Raw genomic sequence first — 19,085 nt, forward strand, 5'->3', positions numbered from 1 at the left:
GCATCGAGCATCACGCGCTGCCAGACGAAGGAATCGTGGCGCGCCGATCCCCAGTCGAGGTTGGCATAGCCCTCGTAACGGGTGCGGATCTCCACGCCGGTCGAGAAATGGATCGAGCCATCCTCGCTCAGCGGGATGTCCTTGAACCGCTCCGTCCAGCCGCCCGTGCGCCTCGCCGGATCGGCGAGGGCGGCCGCTATTCGATCAGCCTGCAGCTTTCGGCACAGGCGTAGCGAGTAGCTGCTGTTCCCAAAGATATGCGATGCCGCTGCCGGCAGCGTGCTGCTTGAGCACCTCGGTGAGACCGACGGCGGTATCGAGGCGGGCCCAGTCGCGCTGCCACTCGGCCGCCAGCGCCAGCCAAGTCATCATGTTCACGCCGGCCTGGATCATGCGCTGGATGGCGACTTCGTGAGCCTCAACCGAGACGCCCCCGGAGGCGTCGGTGATCACCGTGACGTCCCAGCCTTCGCCTGCGGCCTGGATCGCGGGCATCGCGACACAGATTTCGGTCCAGAGGCCTGCGATGATCAACTGCTTGCGGCCGGTCGCCTTAACCGCATCCACGACTTTCTCATCCTCCCAGGTGTTGATGAACGTTCTGTCGATCACCTTCTGGCCCGGAAAGACATCGGTGACCTGCGGGAAGATGACGCCGCCGCGCTCCGCTATGACGCTCGTCAGGATGGTGGGCACGCCGAACACCTTGGCCGATTTAGCCAGAGCGGTCGTGTTGTTCACGACCATGTGCGGATCGTGGCTGTTCAGGTTCGTGAGCTGGTAAGGCTGATGATCGATCAGAACCAGTACGGAGTCTTCGGGACGAAGTAGCGAATCGAGGCCGTTGCGAAATTTCATGGTTATCACCTCTTGTGCTGGCTTTGAGATGTCGTCGTCGTCTTCGACCTACAGGACATCGCGACCTGACAGGTCAGGGACTCCGGCAGAGGTCCGGCGGCGTCACGATCTGACTCTGAGCACGATCTTGCCCTTGAGCCGGCCCTCCTCGGAGCGCGCGTGGGCGCGTGCGACGTCGTTGAGGGGAAACTCCAGGCCGACTTGCGGCACCACCAGGCCTCGCTCGAGGAGGCGCGTGAGGGCGTCGAGCTTGCTGCCGTTCTGGCGAGAGAAGACGAAGTGGTAGGTCGCGTTCCGGCCCCAGGCGTCGATGAGGTTCTGGGGCGTCGCCGTGTCCACCAGGGTGACGACTCGCCCATCCTCGCGGAGGATGCGTGGGGAACGCGAAAGCGTGTCGCGCCCGATCGTATCCAGAACGACGTCGACGCCCCTGCCTTCGGTCAGGCGATCGACGGCGTCCACGTAGTCCTCGCGCTCGAAATCGATGACGTCCGAGGCGCCGAGCCGTTCGACGAGCGCCGCGTCGCTGCCTCGTGCCGTCGCCAGGACCCGCGCGCCGATGGCCTTGGCGACCTGCACGGCGATGGCCCCGACGCCGCCGGCGCCGCCGTGGATCAGGACGGTCTCGGTCACCTGCAACCGGGCCCGCTCGACCAGCCCCTCCCAAACGGTCACGCCGACCAGGCTGACGCTCGCGGCCTCGGAATGGGTCAGGTTGGCCGGCTTTCGCGCCACGATCTCGGCGTCCGCCACATGGTATTCCGCGTACGATCCCGGCCCGCTAAAGATCCGCGGCGTGTAATAGACCTCATCCCCCACGCGGAACTTCGTCACGTCGGATCCGACTTGGTCGACCACCCCGGAGACGTCGTGTCCGATGATGGCAGGCAGTTCGACCTGATCGGCGTAGTCACCGCGGCGGATCTGACCGTCGAGCGGGTTGATCGACGTCGCATGCACCGCAACGCGGACCTGCCGGGGTCCTGGCCGCGGGTCGGGTAGATCCCGGAGCTCGAAGCTGTCCGGCCCCCCGAACCTCGTCAAAACCATCGCTTTCAAGTGAGTCTCCTGTCCTCGGCGGCGCCTTTGTGTCAGCCGGGATACGGGATGACGAACTCGTTCTCCTCACGGGACGGATGAGCTACATTCAGCCATGACGATGCGAAGGTCGCTTCCCCCGCTCGCGACGCTGAGGGCCTTCGAGGCGGCAGGGCGCCGCCTGAGCTTCCGCGGAGCAGCCGACGAATTGGGTGTCACGCCGACCGCCATCAGCCATCAGATCCGGCTTCTCGAACAAACCCTGGGGCTGCGCCTCTTCCACCGCGAGACGCGCCGGGTCCGACTGACCGCAGAGGGAACCGTACTGCTGCCCGTGCTCCGCGACGGCTTCGACGCGTTTGCCGAAGCCATCGACCAGATCCGCGGCCGGCGCGCGGCCGGTGTCCTCACGCTCTCGGCTCCGACCGCCTTCGTCGCGAAGTGGCTGGTGCCACGGCTCGCCGACTTCCGTGCCGCGCATCCCGCTTGCGACCTGCGACTGCACGCGTCCGACAGCCTGATCGACTTCGCTCGCGATGGCGTGGACGTCGCTGTCCGGTACGGGCCGGGTCCCTATTCCGATTTCGACGCTCATAGGCTTCTAGCCGAGCGCGTTACTCCTGCTTGTAGTCCCCACCTCGCCATTCGATCCGTGGGTGACTTGAGACATCACACGCTGCTGCATTTCGAGTGGCCCCGCCTGACCGACGAGACGCCGACTTGGCCTGCCTGGTTGCGGCATGCCGGGGTGACCGGCGTCGATGGCAGAGCGGGCATTCGGTTCAGCGACGAGGGGCATGTCATCCAGGCCGCGATCGCCGGCCAGGGGATAGCGCTCCTCTCTGACGTGCTGACCGCCGACGAGTTGGCGAGCGGTGCCCTGATCCAACCGTTCGGGCCTGTCCTCGACGCACACCCTTACTGGGTCGTTCGCCCGCGCCACTCGGTTCGGAAAGCAGATGTCGAGAAGTTGGTCAGCTGGCTTGTCGCCGCCGCTGCGGGCTCCGTGCCGATCGGCGTCAAGCCGAATGTCGCCTTTCGGGCGACAACCTGATGACAGCTCCCCACCCTCTGCCGGCATCGGCCCGTCGATCGAGCCGATCCGGCCCTACATCGGCGATTGGTGGCGGACGGGGGCACTTCCGTTCGGAGGGGCAGCGCCAGGATGTGGGACTATCTGCCCACAACCAACCGTTTATCTCAGGGCTGTCGTTCCACTCTCAGTCATCTCAGTCCACAACCACCTTGCCCCGCCCGGTCCGCCGGCGCGGGGCCTTTCGCTTCGGCGACACGGTGCGATTTGAAACCGAGGCTGAACCGTCCGACCCGATTGGGGTTTCACTTCAGAACCTCTCGTTCCATGACGCAACTCACCCCCGCCCGGCTCAGCCGCGGCGGGGTTTTTCATACCTTTCCACGCTCACGAGCGGTCATCCGCAAAGTCCGAGATCACCGTCGGGCCGATCACAACGTTTGTCCGTGAGACGTCAGATGATGGTTCGGGCGACGTGTGTGGAGCGCCCGGGGCTGTCAGTGCAGTGATCGAAATGCTAAACTGAGACCGTTCCGAACTTTCTCGGATGTCCAGCATCGGCCTCCATCTTCAATTCGAACGACGTGAAGTTAACGCCGTTTATTGTCACTTCGCCGGATGCGTCCGTGCCGTCAGCTTGTTTCCATCCGGATCACGAAGATAGGCGACAAAGGATCCATTCGGACGCTCTGTGGGCGGGCTCTCGATCGCAATACCACCATGCGCGAGCCCGGCTTCATGCCACGCGAGAACATGGTCACGGCTCGCTGCTGCGATACCGATCGTCCCACCGTTGGCTGCGGTTGCCGGCTTGCCATCAATAGGCTTCGTGACCATCAGCCGCCCGCCCTCGTGGGAGTAGATCAGCCTGCCTCTGGCATCCATCTCACCGGGCTGGCCTCCCAGCGCGGCGAATGTGGCATCGTAGAAGCTCCGGGCCTGCTCCAAGCTGTTGCTGCCGATCATGATGTGAGTGAACATACTCGCTTTCTCCAGGGATAGGCCACACAAGCAAATCGTGGATGAGCGTCGAATCGGACCGCTGTCGTTCGCATACGCGCATGTATAGGTCCGCTCAACGATTGCTTCCCCTGTAGGCATCGGCCCCCCGATCGAGCGCACCCGGCCCTACATCGGGGATGGGTGGCGGACGGGGGCCTCCGTTCGGAGGAGCGCCGCCGGGGTGACGTGATCGTGTTCCCTCGGCTTCGGCGCAGGGATAGACCCGCCGCTGTCCGCACGCCACTGATGCCTCACGCGCGATCAGTCCCGCGCGCACCTTCTCCAGCCCCGCCCGGCTGAGCCGCGGCGGGGTTTCTCATGCGCATAGAATGCCGGAGGAAGTGGTGCGGGCGTCGTGCGTGACATGTGGGACGGAGCTGCCAGACCGGTGATCAGAGATTGCTCTAGGGACCGGTCCCGATCCTTAGCGGTCTACTCGGAAGCTCCAGAGGTCGATAAGATGCAATATCACATTTTAACCTATTTTTGTAGGTTTGATGAAATATTTGGTATGAAATGATTGGATAATTGAATATGAAACAGCAATTGATCGTGTCCCCGTGGTTTTATGTAGCAGGTGGTTTGTTCTCAATGTTCTGGGTTTTCGGTAATAGCGCGAAGTCTGTAGGAGATTTCCTCGAGAAAATATTATATGCGTTACCGGCGGCGATCATATTGCTTCCTATAATATATTTCATTGTTTTGCGTAGAAATTCTACCAAGAGGAAGGCTTCTGACCCATCGTAGCGTCCGCTACCCACGCCCTGCGGACAGCGGCCCGGCGATCGAGCGCACGCGGCCCTACATCGGCGATTGGTGGCGGAGGGGGTCGCTGAGGATGGGCGGAGCTGAGCCGGGGTGACGCGATCGTGTTCCCTCGGCTTCGGCGCAGGGATAGACCCGCCGCTGTCCGCACGCCACTGATGCCTCACGCGCGATCAGTCCCGCGCGCACCTTCTCCAGCCCCGCCCGGCTCAGCCGCGGCGGGGTTTTTCGTATCAAACCCTCGCCGCCGTCAGCATCCGCTTCCGGACCTCGGCCATGCGGTCATCAGCCCCGCGGCGCCCGCCAGCCGGCCGTTCAGATCGAGCGCGCCGAGGCGGCAGATCGCGACGGTGCGCCCGTCCAGGGCAGCATTGGGTCGACACCGGTCGGTAGGAAACCGGTTGTAGCTCAAGACAGCCATGGTCCCCGCAATCGGAGAGACCACAGGCAGGCTGGTACGATCCCATTCGATCGGCAGCTAGATCCCATCAGAACTATGCGTTTCCGTCGGACATCGACGAGGGGCATCCTTCCTCGGCGGTTTGAGGTCCCTTGATGGCCTCGAACGTGGGACATCTCTGGAAGGGTAGCGCGTGTCATGAACGAGCCGGGCTCGCTTGCCTCCCCCTGGCAGGGTGGCGGTCCTAAGCGTCCGACCATCCTCCGGCTGACCTGGCTTGCTTTAGCCTTGGGCGGCTGCGTGACCGACGAACCCCAGCAGAGTGCCCTGGTACCGGTGCCGAACGCAGCCTTCACGGCGATGTACGGCGCGCGCCCCAACGAGCGTTTCCCGCTGCCAGCAACCGAGATCGGCGGCGTCGATCCCCGGTACTTCCGCCAGGAGGTCGCCTATCCGCGTGCCGAACCGCCGGGCACGCTGGTCGTCGATCCGGGCCGCAAGTTCCTCTACCTCGTGCACGAGAAGAGCCGCGCTTTGCGCTACGGGGTCGGTGTCGGTCGGGCGGGTCTTGCCTGGAGCGGGTCGGCGCGGGTGGGACGCAAGGCCGAGTGGCCGCGCTGGACCCCGACAGCGGAGATGATCGCGCGGGAGCCGGACCGCAACGGGCCCTGGCGCAACGGCATGGCCGGCGGCCTCGGCAACCCGCTGGGACCCCGAGCGCTCTACCTCTTCGAGGGCCCGCGCGATACGCTCTACCGCATCCATGGGACCACCGAACCGCAGACCATCGGCACCGACGTCTCCTCCGGCTGCATCCGGATGTTCAACCAGGACATCATCGACCTCTACGGTCGCGTTCCGGTCGAGACGCGGGTCGTCGTGCTCCCGGCCAGCGAGCATGTCGAGGAACTCGACGGTCCTGTCGCTCAGTCGACACCCTCATCGGGCGGGGATGAGCCCCATGGCAAGGGACGCCGAACGGTCGACGGGTAGGATGCCGGTGATGGACCGGGCCTCGGTGTTGAGTTTTTGCGAGACTGGGAAGCTGCCGAACCATGCGATACCCGGATCTGGAGCTCGATCTGCTGCGTGCCTTCGTGGCGGTCGCCGAAACGGGTAGCTTCACGGCCGCCGCCGACGTGGTGCACCGTTCGCAATCGGCGGTGAGCCAGAAGGTGCTTCGCCTCGAAGAGATTCTCGGCCGGCGGGTCTTCGACCGGACCAGCCGTATGCTCGGGCTCACGCCAGACGGCGAGCGGCTGCTGGTCGCGGCACGTCAAATGCTGGAATTCAACGACCGGTTCATGCGCGCCTGGCGGGAGCCCACCGCGAGCGGCACCCTGCGGCTCGGCGTGTCGGAGGACTTCATCCCCGGTCAGTTGCCGAAGCTGCTCGCGCGGTTCGGTCGGCTCTATCCCGATGTCCACATCGCGCTGATGACGGGCCTGAGTTGCAACCTCCTCGAAGCCTACGACGCGGACCGGGTCGATGCGGTGATCGTCAAGCGCAGCGGCACGAATAGTCGAGGACGCGTGATCTGGCGCGAGCCCCTCGTCTGGCTCGCCTCCGCCGACTACCAGCTCGACTTTACCAAGCCCGCGCGCCTCGTCATGCTGGCAGCGCCGTGCAGCTATCGTGAATCGATGATCGCTGCCCTCGATTCCGTGCGGCGCGACTGGGTCGCCGCCTGCACGGCGAGCAGCCTGATGGGCGTCCAGGCGGCGGTGGCGGGCGGGCTTGGGGTGACGTTGCTCGGCCGCTCCTTCGTCCAGGAAGGCATGCAGATCCTGCGCGCGCCCGACCTCTGGCCGGCCCTGCCGATGACGGAGGTCAGCGTGCTCGGCGAGGACCGGGCGCCCGATCTCGTGGAGCCGCTGATCACCTTCCTCAGCCAGAGCCTTGCCGGTCACGACGGGCTCACCATCGCGGCCTGAGCGGTTGGCAGTCGTCCGGCGCGTATGCGCGTCGCACCGTAGGATCACGGCCGGGCGGAAATTGAACCAGGGAACTCAGAACGATGTTCGAGCGCGTTCATCTGATCGCCCGCCTGGTGCCCCGCGTTGGACAGGAGTTGGCGCTGGCACAGGCCATGACGTCGATCACGCCCGCCGTGCGCGGGGAGCCCGGCTGCCTCGCTTACACGGCCCACGAGAGCCGAGAGCGGCCGGGCACGACCGTGATGTACGAGGTCTGGGAAAACCAGGCCGCCCTTGATGTCTATGCCGATGGCCCGAATTTCCGAGCGCTCGCCGCGCGCTTCGACGAACTTCTTGGCGAACCACTGGCGATCGAGCTCTTGCACAGGATCGCCTGACCGACGGCTCTGAGGCTGGCCGAACGTTCGTGACACGGGGCGGCACGGCGTTCCGTGCCGGCCGAGCCGCGCTCAGCCCTTCGGTGCGTTGCGGGCTATGAAGGTCTCGGGCGACCCGTCCGCGGCATCGACGAAGACGATGTCGGTCGGTGGGCGCCGCGGCGTGTCGACCGAGAGGAAGACGACCGGCTCCTGCGTGATCGTCGGCAGGGCATGAACGGTTCCCCGTTCGAAGAACAGGAGATCGCCCGGCCCGAACGCCGCCTCCTGGCTCGCATCCTCCATCCAGAACGTTCCACGCCCCGACAACACGTAGAGGTACTCGTCGCAGGTCGCATGGTAGTGCGGCGGCGTGGGACGATAGACCCGGAACACCCGAGCGCTCGCCGCCTCGCGGTCCGTGAGGTAGGTGTCGACCAGCAGCGTCTGTGCCGTCGCGGGCAGCGCCGCCGCGATGGCCCTCAGGTCGAAGCGCCCCGTTTTCGTCGAGTCCGACATGATCCCTCCTCAGCGATGATCGTTGGGGGGCGGCTCGGCGCCCACCTGCAAGGTGTGGACTTCCACCGGGTATCGCATGCGGGACGTGCCGCCCCGGAACAAGGCGAGGCGATTGATCTGTGCTGCCGGCATCCAGAGCCGTCCGGTGGCATCGATCCACATCGCGTCGACCCAGAGCAGGCGCGGGTCCTCGATCAGGCTCGAGACGGTGCCGTCCGGCGCGATCCGGAGAATGCGATGCGTGTCCGTATCGCTGACGAAGAGGGTTCCGGCGGCGATCGCCGTGCCCCCGGTCGACGGCGTGACGGCGACGCGCTCCACCGCGCGCGACAGGGTCTCGGGCGCGGTCCCGGGCGCATCGAGGGGCCGGGTCGGCACGCGAGTGAGCGGACCCGAGCAGGGCTGATCGTACAGCCAGGCGCCATCACGCCGTCGAGGGCGATCGTCCGGTCATGCCCAACCCTCCAGAACGATCTTGCCCTTGGCCCGTCCGCTCTCGATCAAGGCGTGGGCACGGCGCAGGTTGGCGGCCGAGATCGGTCCGAAACGCTCGGCCAGGGTGGTCTTCAGCCGGCCCGCATCAACGAGACGCGCAACCTCGTCGAGGAGCTGGCCCTGCGCCTCCATGTCGGTGGTCGAGAACATCGAGCGGGTGAACATGAACTCCCAGTGGGTCGACACGCTCTTGCGCTTGAAGGGCATGACGTCGAGGCTGTCGGGATCGTCGATCAGGGCGAAGCGGCCCTGCGGGGCGATCAGTTCCGCGATCTCGGTGAGATGCCGGTCGGTGCTGGTGGTCGAGAACACGAAGCCCGGTGCGCCCAAGCCCAGCCCCGCGACCTCGGCGGCCAACGGTTTGGTGTGGTCGATGACGTGATGGGCACCGAGATCGCGGCTCCAGGCGGCGGTCTCGGGACGCGAGGCGGTGGTGATCACGGTCAGGTCCGTGAGCTGGCGGGCGAGCTGCGTCGCGATCGAGCCGACGCCGCCCGCCCCGCCGATGATCAGGATCGACCGGGCAGCCCCCGGCACCGGCTTGCCGACGTCGAGCCGGTCGAACAGCGCCTCCCAGGCGGTCATCGCGGTGAGCGGCAGGGCCGCGGCCTCCGCCGCCGAGAGCGCGGCGGGCTTGTGGCCGACGATGCGCTCGTCGACGCAGTGCAGTTCGGCATTGGTGCCGGGCCGGCCAAGCGCCCCGGCGTAGAACACCGCATCACCCGGCCGGAACAACCGGACCTCCGGGCCGACCGCCTCGACGAGGCCGACCGCATCGTAGCCGAGGATGTGCGGCTGCCCCTCGGCCGGCGTGACCCGGGCGCGGACCTTGGTATCGACCGGATTCACCGAGACCGCCTGAACCCGGACGAGCAGGTCGCGGGGGCCGGGCACCGGGGTCGGCAGGTCGAAGTCGACCAGAGCCGCCTCGTTCTCGATGGGCAGGGAGGTGTGGAAGCCGACGGCCTTCATGGGAATGCTCCTCGTTCGGTGTGGGTGTCAGGGACGGGATCGTTGCGCGCTCGCGGCGATGCCGAGCACGATCGCGAGGGCTCCGACGATCAGGTCGAGGCTCGGGTCTTCGTGCAGGGTTGCCGTGGAGAGGGCGAGACCGGTGACCGGCACCGCCATCATCAGGGTCGCGGTCGTGCTGGCCGGCAGCCGGGCGCTCGCCGCGTTGACGGCGCAGAAGCAGAAGGCCGTGGCGATGGGCCCCACGAAGCCGAGGCAGGCCCAGAAGGCCGCCGTGCCGTCGCCCGTGAAGGGACCTTCGACGGCATAGGCCAGCGGGGCCAGGGTGGCCGCGGCGAGGAGCATCTGCCAGGGCGCGAGCTGGATCGCCGAGGCCGAGGCTCGCCCGTAGCGCAGGTGCAGGATGCACACGGCCCAGGCGAGCGAGGCCGCCACCAGCATGGCGTTGGCGCCGACGACCTGCCCGTCCCCCCAGTCGACCGCGTGCGGATTGAGAAGGACGAGAACGCCGAGCCCAGCCAAGCCGAGACCGGCCCAATGCCGACGCTCGATCCGCTCGCCGAACACCAGGACCGCGACCGGGAGCACCCAGAGGGGCGTGGTGTAGCTCAGGATCGCCGACCGCCCCGCCGGAAGATGCCTCATCGCCACGGTCCCGAGGGCCGTGAACAGCATCATCTGAAACAAGCCGATGGAGGCGATGCGAGGCAGGTCCCTGCGCTGAGGCCACCACACCGCGCCGCGCAGGGCCTGCCAAGCGAACAGGCAGGCGGCCCCGGTGGCGAACCGGGCAGCGGAGAACCAAAGGGGCGAAACATGGCCGAGACCGAGCTTCATCACCGGCCAGTTCGCCCCCCAGAGCAGGATCGCGGCGCCAAGCAGGAGCACAGAACCGCTCCGCTTACGCAGCGGCTGCACCGCGAGCCCTGCGGGAGGCATGCATCTGCGCCCGGTCAGGACGGCTTGAACTTGAAGGGCAGGATGATCAGAGCTGATCGTGGAGACAGGCATGGCTGGCCACTTCCGGCACACGCGGCGTGGTTCGGTCGCGTCCCGATGCGGGGCTCGCGGCGCACGTTCTCATGACCGGCGCACACTCAAGATGCCGGCGGAGCCACGATCCGATAAGCGCATAGTTCCAATCGATGCGATCAGGAAATCGACTGGATTTAGAAGCCGGGAGGTGTCGGGGGCTCGTCAAAGCTGTGGCCTTCCACAGCCTGCCTTTCCCGATCTTTGGTCGACAGAGGCGGCGATGGAGCGTCGCTTCACACCATCCGACTGGGGACTAGCGGATAAGCCGAGGGGTTTTGCCACATAACAAGCAGCGCGCTTGCCCATTCATCCAAAACTGCCCGTTTAATTTCTTAGTTGCTATCGATTGTACCTAAGATCGAAAAATGTGCTTCCGTCGGAGCATCTTCTCGACCTTGCCATTAGTGTTAATGCCGAGCTTTCAGGGCTCGGGAGAGTGGCTGGCAACACTTTAGAGGAGTGCTTCACCGCACTGTTAGCCATATTCATTCACGTGTCAGGCAGACACAGGAGCTAAGTAGGCTCGCCTCAGGCGGCGCGCTGTCACCGACATTCCGGACACAACTATGTCTCTCGTTGCGATGGAACTCGGGGCGATCGATCAACGTCAAGTGAGCGGTCCAGGAAAGCGTCGCCTGAGCGTTCAGATTGGCTTGGTATCGCTGATGGTGACCACGGCCCTGTCGGGGTTCTTCTTCACTAACGCGCATCAGCAGGCACTGATCGATCTCCGCGAGGGCGGACGTCAGATGCGTATCGCGCAGGAAGCGCTGATGGACGCGGAGTCCTATGTCCTGAACAAGGCTCTGGGGACTGGCGATGGTCAGTTCGGAGCGTTCAACCGCGCCCTCGAGGCGCTGCACAGCCGGCGCACCGCGCAGCTCGCCCTGCTAACCCCCTTCATCGGGAGATCGGACGGCAAGGCTACGGCTGGAGGCATTCTCGAATCCCTTGAGGCGAGTTGGACCGAGGTGCTCGAGCTCGCGCGGTCCGGACGTCTCACCGAGGCACAGGCGCTACTCAGGGAGCGCCATAGTGCTGCTCAGGTCGGTAGGATTCGAAGTGCCTTCGACGCATTCTTGACCGACTGGAACGCGCACTTCGCTGTGCACGAGACCCGCATCGAGATCGGCAAGCTTTTCGTTCTGCTCTCGCAACTCCTGATCGGCGGAGTGATGGTCTTCGCCTTCCGGTCTGCGGCACGCGATGCTCAAGCGCGGCAAGCCGCCATTACGCAGGTGGAGGCCTCTCGTAAGCAGGTCGGCCACTTGTTCGGGATGACCGACATGCTGCAGAGCGCAGCGGATCACCACGACGCTAACGCGGTTCTGAGAGCCACCGCCGGAGAACTCATCGCTGGCTTCGGTGGTGCCCTTTACGTCTTCAACAACTCGCGTGATCGTCTGGTGCTCTCCACCTCTTGGGCATGCAGTGACAGTGCTTCCCTCCCGGAGGCCATCATGGTCGGCCAGTGCTGGGCGATGAAGCGCGGCAAGCCGCACATCAACCATCGAGGGGCGAAAGCTCTCTGCTGCGAGCACCATGTCTCTGGCATGGCGGCCTTGGAGATCCCGATGGCGGCGCGCGGCGAAAACCTCGGACTCCTGCAGATCTTCGCGGAGGGGGCCGACGCGGAGACACGCCTGGCCGCGATGCTGCCGCTCAGCTCCGCGCTCGGCGATGCCATGTCACTTGCGCTCTCAAACATCGCTCTTCGTGAGAAGCTGCGCAACCAAGCCCTTCGCGATCCGCTGACTGGGCTCTACAATCGTCGCTATATGGAGGACAGTCTTGAGCGTTACGTTCGGCTCGCCGAACGGGAAGGCCGGAAAGTTTCTGTCGTCATGATCGATCTCGACCACTTCAAACGACTGAACGACGAGCACGGTCATGCGACTGGCGACGCGGTCCTGTGTGAAGCCGCCGCCGCCATCGTGGGCGCCTTGCGGGAGACAGATGTGGCCTGTCGGTATGGCGGCGAGGAGATGATCGTGTTCCTGCCCGATTGCGATCTCGAGGACGCGGCAGCCAAGGCCGAGCAGATCCGAGGCCGTATCGAGAGCCTATCCGGCACGCATGGGGCAAAGGTCTCTGCCTCACTCGGTGTCGCCTCCGTCCCGAGCACCTCGGGCACCAGTGCCGAACTGATACGCGCTGCGGATACGGCACTTTACCGGGCCAAGCACAACGGCCGGAACCAAGTGGCCGTGGCGCCGCTGCGTCAAGGATGGCGGAGCCGATCCGAGGCCGCGCCGGATGAGCCTGTGCTGCGGCCGATCGCGGCAGAGTAGCGGCTTCGGCTTGTCTCGTAGGGCGTGTCGAGAGAGGGCGATACAATCGCAGCGCGGTTTATGACCGGAAACCCCGAAGTCGGCTGACCTTACCCCCCTGGTCCGCCCTCATTCTGAAGCTAGGGTCCGTCGATGAGGAGGCGGACGATGAAGGAGAGCCGGTTCAGCGAAGAGCAGATCGTCGGCATCCTGAAGGAGCAGCAGGCTGGGCTTCTGGTGGCTGAGGTCTGCCGTCGCCACGGCATCAGCGACGCGACGTTCTACACGTGGCGCTCGCGCTTCGGCGGCATGGAAGTCTCGGATGGGCGCCGCTTGAAGGCGCTCGACGAGGAGAACCGCAAGCTCAAGAAGCTCCTGGCCGAGGCGATGCTCGACGTGGCGACGCTGCGTGAGGCTTTGGAGAAAACTTCTGGAGCGCGACCCACGCAGAACAGCCGTGAGCTGGGCCGTCGAGGAGAACGGCACTTCGCAACGTCGCGCCTGCGAACTGATCGGCCTTGCCGTTTGAATTCTGAGAGCAGTAGGTGCAGGGGGGATAATCGATCTTATGGCTGTCTGGTTGCATATCTGCAAACACTTCTTAATGTGATACGCAGAGAAATACTTCAGCTTCCCAAGCTGAATGTCGTCGGTTCGATCCCGATTGCCCGCTCCACTTAATCTTTAAAAGGCCAGCGGCGGCGCTGCGGACGTCGGTTCGATCCACGGCTGGCGCTTGTCGACCCGCAGCGCGTCAACTGCATTGGGGTCCGCGGGCTGCGTGGCGACGACGGAGCCAGGAAGCGGGTTGGGCGCAAACGCGTCGTGTTCGCCGCCGAGGGGCCTGACCTCGCGGCGAAGCTGACGCGCGAACGGCATCAGGCGGGCGCCGTCTGCGATCCGGCCGCCCGGCCGCATGCTGTAGCCGCGCTGCCGAGAGTGTTTCGTGGCCGGCGGCACGGCGCGCAAACGGATTGGCACGGGGCGGATCTGGGGCGGATCGGCTGGCCTCGAGAGGCCAGCCGGCCCGCCCCCGCCGGCGGGGATTTCAGCCTCGCTGGGAAGCAGGCGTTAGGCGAAGTGCCCGTCGGCGAAGGTGCTGCGGCCCTCGGCGGCGCCGTACTGGAGATAGTGCAGCATCGGGTTCAGCCCCGCCGCGGCCACGTCACTGTTGGCGGCGAGGTAGGCCTTGCCGTCGAAGCCGGCGGAAGGGTCGCGGCCCTCCGCCGCGCCGTACCGGACATAGTGGGCAAGCGGATCGATCCCGGCTGCGGCCACGTCGCCGTAGGCGGCGAGATAGCCCTTGGTGTCGAACACCGCGTTCGGGTTGCGCCCCTCCTGCCAGCCGTAGGTCGTGTAGTGCGTCCGGGCGAAGGCGAAGCTGTCGCCCCCGGCCGCCCGGGCCGCCTCGGCCACGTCGAGGTTGGACAGCAGGTAGGCCTGCGCATCGAAGCCGCCCTGCTCGGCCAGATCGGCCGGGCGTCCGACCGCGGCGTGGGCGGCCAGTCCCTCGGCCCGGCCCTGGGCGAGGTAGTGGCTGAGCGGATCGAGGCCGGCCGCGCGCGCCTCCGGATGGCGGGCGAGGTAGAGCTCGACGTCGAAGCCGGCGGCGGGATCGCGGCCCTCCTTCCAGCCCGCTTGCGCGAAGTGGACCAGCGGGTCGAGGCCGGCCGCGGCCACCTCCGGGTTGGCCGCGAGATAGCCCCCGGTCGAGAAGGCGGCGTTCGGGTCGCGGCCCTCGCGCCAGCCATAGGCGGCATAGTGCGCGTCGGCATCGATCTGGGCCTGCCAGACGTCGGGATTGGCGGCGTAGTAGAACAGGTCGTCGACCAGCGGGGCGGCGTCCTTCTGCCGGACGACGCCATCGGTGAACACGAAGGTCTCGACGGCGGTGACGTCGTGGCTCAGGCCGTCCGGCCCGATCAGGGCGATGTGTCCTGGGGCTTGGCGCAGGCTGGCCTGGCTCAGGGCGAAGTCGAAGGTCGCCGTGGCCGGCGCGACCGGGGTCGTCACGGTGAAGTCGAACGAGACCGGGGTGCTGGCATTGCCGGCGGCGTCAAAAGCGGTGGCGGTGACGCTGTGCGTGCCCAGCGCGAAGGTCTGGCCGGAGGACACCACCGCGTCGCCCGCGCGGAACACCACGCGCGGCGCCGGATCGACCCCGTCTCCGGTGCTGGCGGCAAAGCTCACGGCGGCACCCGCGGCGGAGCTCGCCTCGACCGTGGTGGGCGGTGCCGCCGTCAGGGTCAGCGTCGGTGCGATGCTGTCCTGAACCGTGAAGCTGAACGAGACCGGGGTGCTGGCATTGCCGGCGGCGTCAAAAGCGGTGGCGGTGACGCTGTGCGTGCCGATGGCGAAGGTCTGGCCGGAGGAGACCACGGTGTCGCCCGCGCGGAACACCACGCGCGGGGCCGGATCGACGCCGTCCCCGGCGATGGCGGCAAAGCTCACGGCGGCACCCGCGGCGGAGCTCGCCTCGACCGTGGTGGGCGGTGCCGCCGCCAGGGCCAGCGTCGGTGCGGTGCTGTCCTGAACCGTGAAGTCGAACGAGACCGGAGCACTGGCATTGCCGGCGGCGTCAAAGGCGGTGGCGGTGACGCTGTGCGTGCCGAGCGCGAAGGTCTGGCCGGAGGAGACCACGGTGTCGCCGGCCCTAAACACCACGCGCGGGGCCGGATCGACCCCGTCCCCGGCGCTGGCGGCAAAGCTCACGGCCGCGCCCGCGGCGGAACTGGCCTCGACCGTGGCGGGCGGCGCCGCGGTCAGGGCCAGCGTCGGCGCGGTGGTGTCGAGGGTGATCGTGCCCGACGGGGCGGCGGGAAGGGCGGTCACGTCGGCCACGTGGCCGCCGGTATCGCGGATGACGGCACCGCGCAGGTCGAGCCGGGCGACGGAGAGGGCCTGGCTGTCCTGTCCGGGGGCGACGGTGTAGGCGAAGCCGAGGCTCCCCCCGCTCGGCTGGCCGGTATAGGCCGCCTCCGCTCCGTTGGACAGGACCAGCACGGGGCGGCCCGCCCCGGTCTCGACGGTGACGAGATCGGACATCTCGACGGTGAAGGTGAGGACGGCCCCGGCCTTCAGCAGGCCGTTGCCCTGGGCGTCGAGGCCCGGCCCCGAAGCGGCGAGGCCGACGGGCACGCCGGTGAGCAGGACGCGGGTGCCGCCGGCAGGGTCGGAGGCCAGGGTGAAGCCGCCGCGGCCGAGCTCGGAGAGGGTGAGCTGGCGGGTGAGGCCGCCGCTGACGACGGTCAGCGCCTGGGCGGTGGGATCGTACTGAGCGGTGGCGCCGGTGGAGTAGGCCAGATCGGCCAGGCTGATCGTGTCGGCGGTGCCGAACCGGGCGATCGTGCCCCCGAACACGCCGGCCTGGAAGGCGGCGGCGTCGAGGACGAGGGTCTGGGGCCCGGCCTCGAAGCGGATCGTGCCGAGCCCGGCGGCGCCGGCGCCGTCGAGGGCGAGGGTGCCGGCCTTGAGCTGGATGCCGCCGGCGAAGCGGTTGGCGGCCGCGGCCAGGGTGAGGCTGCCGCCGCCGTCGAGGACGAGGCTGCCGGCGCCGTCGATGAGGTTGTTCACCGTCAGGGAGGCGCCGGCCCGGATGGAGAGGTGGGTCTCCCCGTCGAGCTGGAACGGCCGCTGGGTGGCGAAGCTGCCGGTGACGAGCAGGCCGGTGCCGGCGGCAAAGCGCAGCGCGCCGTAATCCTGGCCGAGCCCGGCATCGGCGGCGACGGCGAGAACGCCTTCGGCGATGCGGGTGCCGCCGGTATAGGTGTTGAGGCCCGCCAGGGTCAGCTGGCCGGCCCCGGTCTTGGTCAGGCCGCCGTTGCCGGAGATCACGCCGTCGGCGAGCAGGGCGACCTCGGCTCCGGCGCCGAGGGCACCGCCGTTCTTCAGGAGGAGGTCGCGCGCCAGGGTGAGGCTGCGGCTGGCGATCAGGGCGCTGCCGGCTTCGAGGCTGACGGCGTTGGCGGCGTTGCCGAGGGCCTGGTTGCGATCGATGGCCAGGGCGCCCTTCCAGACCTGGACGGTGCCGGTGAAGTCGCTGTCGCCGGTGAGGGCCTGGACGCCGTCGGCCTCCTTGATCAGGCCGCCATTGCCGGAGATGCGTCCGTCGAAGGTGGGCAGGGCGAGGTTGCCGGTGGTGTGGAGCACGAGGGGGGCCATCTCGGTGGTGAGGAGATGGGCCAGCGTCGCCCGGCCGTGGTCGTCGAGATCGTGCAGCACCAACGGCAGAAGCGGGCCCCGGTCGGCCGGCTGATTGGTGAAGCCCGTCTCGGGGATGGACGGGGATAGCGCGCGCAGGCTCGCGAAGGCGGGGTCGTTCAGCTTCTCGTTCAGGGCGTAGCCGACCCGGAGCATCGCCTCCTCGCCGAACGGGTCGGCGTTCATGGTCTGCCCGGTGGATCTGCGTCCCGGACCGACGGGAACGACCAACTGAGGCGAGTTTGCGAACGCCATCGCGTTCTCGTCGAGCCGGGTATCGAACGAGACATCGACGCCGAGACCGGCTCTCACCTCGTGTAGGATCTTCCCGATGATCCCCTTCCAGTTTATGGCGGCGGCGTCGAGCGCGGCGGCGGAATCGAAACCGACGGCCTTGACGAGGTCATCGAGGCTCGGCGTCGCGATTCTGGCGAAAAAGTCGGACCCGAAGCCGATCCTCTCGATCTCCGGATTCGCTGCGTTGAACGCGACGACATCCGGCAGATCGCGCGCGAATCTCGCCCTGTCGCCGTCAAGGGCCCGGAAGGTGGTGCCGAGCAGTCGAACCAGGGCGCTGTCGTAGTCTTGAGGATTCGCTTCGCGCACACCCAGATTCTCGTCGATGTACTTCCTGAGCTCGTATGAAACTATTGTTGCATATGCATTAAATATGGTCGTCCAGAGGGGATAGGCAGTGATCCATTCATTGAGTGGATCTGTAACGAGTGTTTGGTGAAACGCCTCGATTTGAGCTTCGGTCACGATCGTCGAGGGCGCCAGCCCATTATACAGTTTGACGAGTTCGCTGATGTCCGCAGTGTTGAGGCCGCGCACCGCCGCGTAGACGGCCCGATCGTAGGTCTCCTTGTCGTAGGTGACCAATGTCGCCCCCGACTCTTTCGCAACGGCCGAAAGCAGGGACACGAATGCCGGAGATGCGTCAGTGGTATCGACGCCGATCCTGACACCTGTCAGATCGCCGTTCAACTTGCTGGTGTAGTCGGTCGGCGGATTGGCGGGGCCGGACGCCCCGCTCCCCCGCATCCCGTTGAGCAGCAGGGCGAGATCGGCCGGGTTGGATCCCATGGGGCCGGGCGTATCCATCGACGCGACGCCCGGGATGATGCCGGCGCCATCCACGAGACCGCGCGTCAGCTTGAGACCCCAGATGTGGTAGCCCTTGGACGGACCCGTGATCGAGCCGTTGGTCTCCGTCCCGACGGTGATCGGTGCGAAATCCATGGCAACCGCGATGCCCGACCCGATGCTGGAGCCGTATAGCGGCCGATCGGGCCCGAACGGGTTGATGGCGGTTCCGCCGTGTCCGCTGAGAGCGATCCCGCCCCGGAAGGAGGCCCACTCGCTCATGTTGGTCTTGCCCATGATGATGGCCCCCTGCTCGCGCAGATTGGCCACCAGGGGCGCGTCGTCCGCCGGCTTCGAGCCGATCAGGGCCATCGAACTGGCGGTGGTGCGGAGATGGTCGCCGGTCTCGATGTTGTTCTTGAGGAGGATCGGGATGCCGAACAGGTCCGGCAGCGTCTCTCCTTTCGCCTTGGCCTCGGCCCGGCGTGCGTCCATGCGGTCGGCGATGGTCAGAAGCTCGGGGTTGAGTTCTGTCACCGATCGCAGAGCCGGACCGGCGCGGTCGAGCTTCTGGATCTTGTACATGTACTGGAGCACGATCTCGCGCGAGGTGATCGTGCCGCTCGCGAGCAGTGCGGCGAGTTCCGTGGCCGACTTGGTCGTGATGTCGGGCGCCGTGCCGCCATAGGCAGCCAGCGGCTCCTTCGACAGCGTACGGACCAGGGAGGCGGGGCCGGGCGCGGCGGGCAGGGACGCGTCCCGCAAGGTGAGTTTCCCCAGCAGGCCGACGATGTCGGCCTCGCGCGGATCGAAGTCGATCAGCGGCCGGACGGTGGGAAGCAGAGTCTCGAGTTCGGTCTCGGACTTGTCGAGCCCCGCGCGCCGGTAGGTGGCGCGCACGACATCGCGCAGGGCGCTCGCTTGGGACTGGGGCACGGCCGTTCTCTCGTGTTGATTACCGGGCGCGAGGCTAGGAAGCGGCGGCCGAATCGCTCAAGAGACAATGCTGTGCTTGCAGACTAAATTTGTATCATTTGATTGGTTTGTGCTGGGAAAACAGTCACGGGCTTGTTCGCTCTACGGTTCCGGCTGTGGTGTGACGGGTCAAACCTGAAACGT

General features: G+C 66.6%; 14 protein-coding genes, 1 tRNA gene and 1 pseudogene. 7 read left to right on the plus strand and 9 right to left on the minus strand.

Features of this window, described 5'->3' with window-relative positions; translation table 11 throughout:
* Nucleotides 1-204 precede the first annotated feature (204 nt).
* Together MSPGM_RS08760 and MSPGM_RS08765 are read right to left on the minus strand one after the other, a co-directional pair.
* Nucleotides 205-858: a hydrolase gene (locus tag MSPGM_RS08760; protein ID WP_003596132.1), complete on the minus strand. Its 654-nt coding sequence runs from the start codon at nt 856-858 to the stop codon at nt 205-207.
* Nucleotides 859-960: 102 nt separating this feature from the next.
* Nucleotides 961-1,917 carry a zinc-dependent alcohol dehydrogenase family protein gene (locus MSPGM_RS08765; protein ID WP_003596130.1) on the minus strand — a complete coding sequence of 319 codons (957 nt, stop codon included), beginning with the start codon at nt 1,915-1,917 and terminating at the stop codon, nt 961-963.
* A gap of 94 nt (nt 1,918-2,011) precedes the next feature.
* Here MSPGM_RS08765 and gcvA point away from each other — a divergent pair, with 94 nt between their 5' ends.
* Nucleotides 2,012-2,950 carry a transcriptional regulator GcvA gene (gene gcvA / locus MSPGM_RS08770; protein WP_003596129.1) on the plus strand — a complete coding sequence of 313 codons (939 nt, stop codon included), beginning with the start codon at nt 2,012-2,014 and terminating at the stop codon, nt 2,948-2,950.
* 585 nt (nt 2,951-3,535) lie between these two features.
* On the opposite strand, the gene MSPGM_RS08775 is transcribed toward gcvA, so the two are convergent.
* Nucleotides 3,536-3,910: a VOC family protein gene (locus MSPGM_RS08775; protein WP_003596127.1), complete on the minus strand. Its 375-nt coding sequence runs from the start codon at nt 3,908-3,910 to the stop codon at nt 3,536-3,538.
* Nucleotides 3,911-5,294: 1,384 nt separating this feature from the next.
* On the opposite strand from MSPGM_RS08775, the gene MSPGM_RS08780 reads away from it, so the two are divergent.
* From MSPGM_RS08780 to MSPGM_RS08790, 3 genes are all read left to right on the plus strand, one after another.
* Nucleotides 5,295-6,089 carry a L,D-transpeptidase gene (locus MSPGM_RS08780; protein ID WP_003596125.1) on the plus strand — a complete coding sequence of 265 codons (795 nt, stop codon included), beginning with the start codon at nt 5,295-5,297 and terminating at the stop codon, nt 6,087-6,089.
* A gap of 62 nt (nt 6,090-6,151) precedes the next feature.
* On the plus strand, nt 6,152-7,030 hold the full coding sequence (locus MSPGM_RS08785) for a LysR substrate-binding domain-containing protein (RefSeq protein ID WP_003596123.1): 879 nt from the start codon (nt 6,152-6,154) through the stop codon (nt 7,028-7,030).
* 83 nt (nt 7,031-7,113) lie between these two features.
* Nucleotides 7,114-7,410, plus strand: coding sequence for a putative quinol monooxygenase (locus MSPGM_RS08790; protein ID WP_003596122.1), 297 nt, complete (start codon nt 7,114-7,116; stop codon nt 7,408-7,410).
* 72 nt (nt 7,411-7,482) lie between these two features.
* Here the strand turns inward: MSPGM_RS08790 and MSPGM_RS08795 are convergent, their stop codons facing one another.
* The 4 genes from MSPGM_RS08795 to MSPGM_RS08810 all read right to left on the minus strand — a co-directional run bounded on the left by MSPGM_RS08795 (nt 7,483) and on the right by MSPGM_RS08810 (nt 10,263).
* Complete coding sequence (locus tag MSPGM_RS08795; RefSeq protein WP_003596121.1) at nt 7,483-7,908, minus strand: cupin domain-containing protein; 426 nt, start codon at nt 7,906-7,908, stop codon at nt 7,483-7,485.
* 9 nt (nt 7,909-7,917) lie between these two features.
* Nucleotides 7,918-8,286, minus strand: coding sequence for a hypothetical protein (locus MSPGM_RS08800; RefSeq protein ID WP_003596120.1), 369 nt, complete (start codon nt 8,284-8,286; stop codon nt 7,918-7,920).
* A gap of 72 nt (nt 8,287-8,358) precedes the next feature.
* Entirely contained in the window at nt 8,359-9,375 is a 1,017-nt protein-coding gene (locus tag MSPGM_RS08805; protein WP_209688625.1) for a zinc-binding alcohol dehydrogenase family protein, read from the minus strand.
* A 27-nt stretch (nt 9,376-9,402) separates the two neighbouring features.
* Nucleotides 9,403-10,263 (minus strand): DMT family transporter, encoded by an 861-nt coding sequence (locus tag MSPGM_RS08810; RefSeq protein ID WP_003596118.1) that lies wholly within the window; start codon nt 10,261-10,263, stop codon nt 9,403-9,405.
* 713 nt (nt 10,264-10,976) lie between these two features.
* On the opposite strand from MSPGM_RS08810, the gene MSPGM_RS08815 reads away from it, so the two are divergent.
* The 3 genes and pseudogenes from MSPGM_RS08815 (at nt 10,977) to MSPGM_RS08825 (ending at nt 13,356) form a co-directional block, all read left to right on the plus strand.
* Nucleotides 10,977-12,701 (plus strand): GGDEF domain-containing protein, encoded by a 1,725-nt coding sequence (locus tag MSPGM_RS08815; RefSeq protein WP_003596117.1) that lies wholly within the window; start codon nt 10,977-10,979, stop codon nt 12,699-12,701.
* 147 nt (nt 12,702-12,848) lie between these two features.
* Nucleotides 12,849-13,200, plus strand: a pseudogene (locus tag MSPGM_RS08820) (transposase); the annotation flags it as partial.
* Nucleotides 13,201-13,230: 30 nt separating this feature from the next.
* Nucleotides 13,231-13,356 (plus strand) — tRNA-Gly (locus MSPGM_RS08825).
* A gap of 8 nt (nt 13,357-13,364) precedes the next feature.
* On the opposite strand, the gene MSPGM_RS08830 is transcribed toward MSPGM_RS08825, so the two are convergent.
* A complete protein-coding gene (locus tag MSPGM_RS08830; RefSeq protein WP_003596115.1) occupies nt 13,365-13,661 on the minus strand; it encodes a hypothetical protein in 297 nt (98 codons plus the stop codon).
* A gap of 90 nt (nt 13,662-13,751) precedes the next feature.
* On the minus strand, nt 13,752-18,902 hold the full coding sequence (locus MSPGM_RS08835; protein WP_261926345.1) for an amidase family protein: 5,151 nt from the start codon (nt 18,900-18,902) through the stop codon (nt 13,752-13,754).
* Between the last annotated feature and the right edge of the window lie 183 nt (nt 18,903-19,085).

It is taken from the genome of Methylorubrum sp. GM97, assembly GCF_024347855.1.
Taxonomy (GTDB): domain Bacteria; phylum Pseudomonadota; class Alphaproteobacteria; order Rhizobiales; family Beijerinckiaceae; genus Methylobacterium; species Methylobacterium extorquens.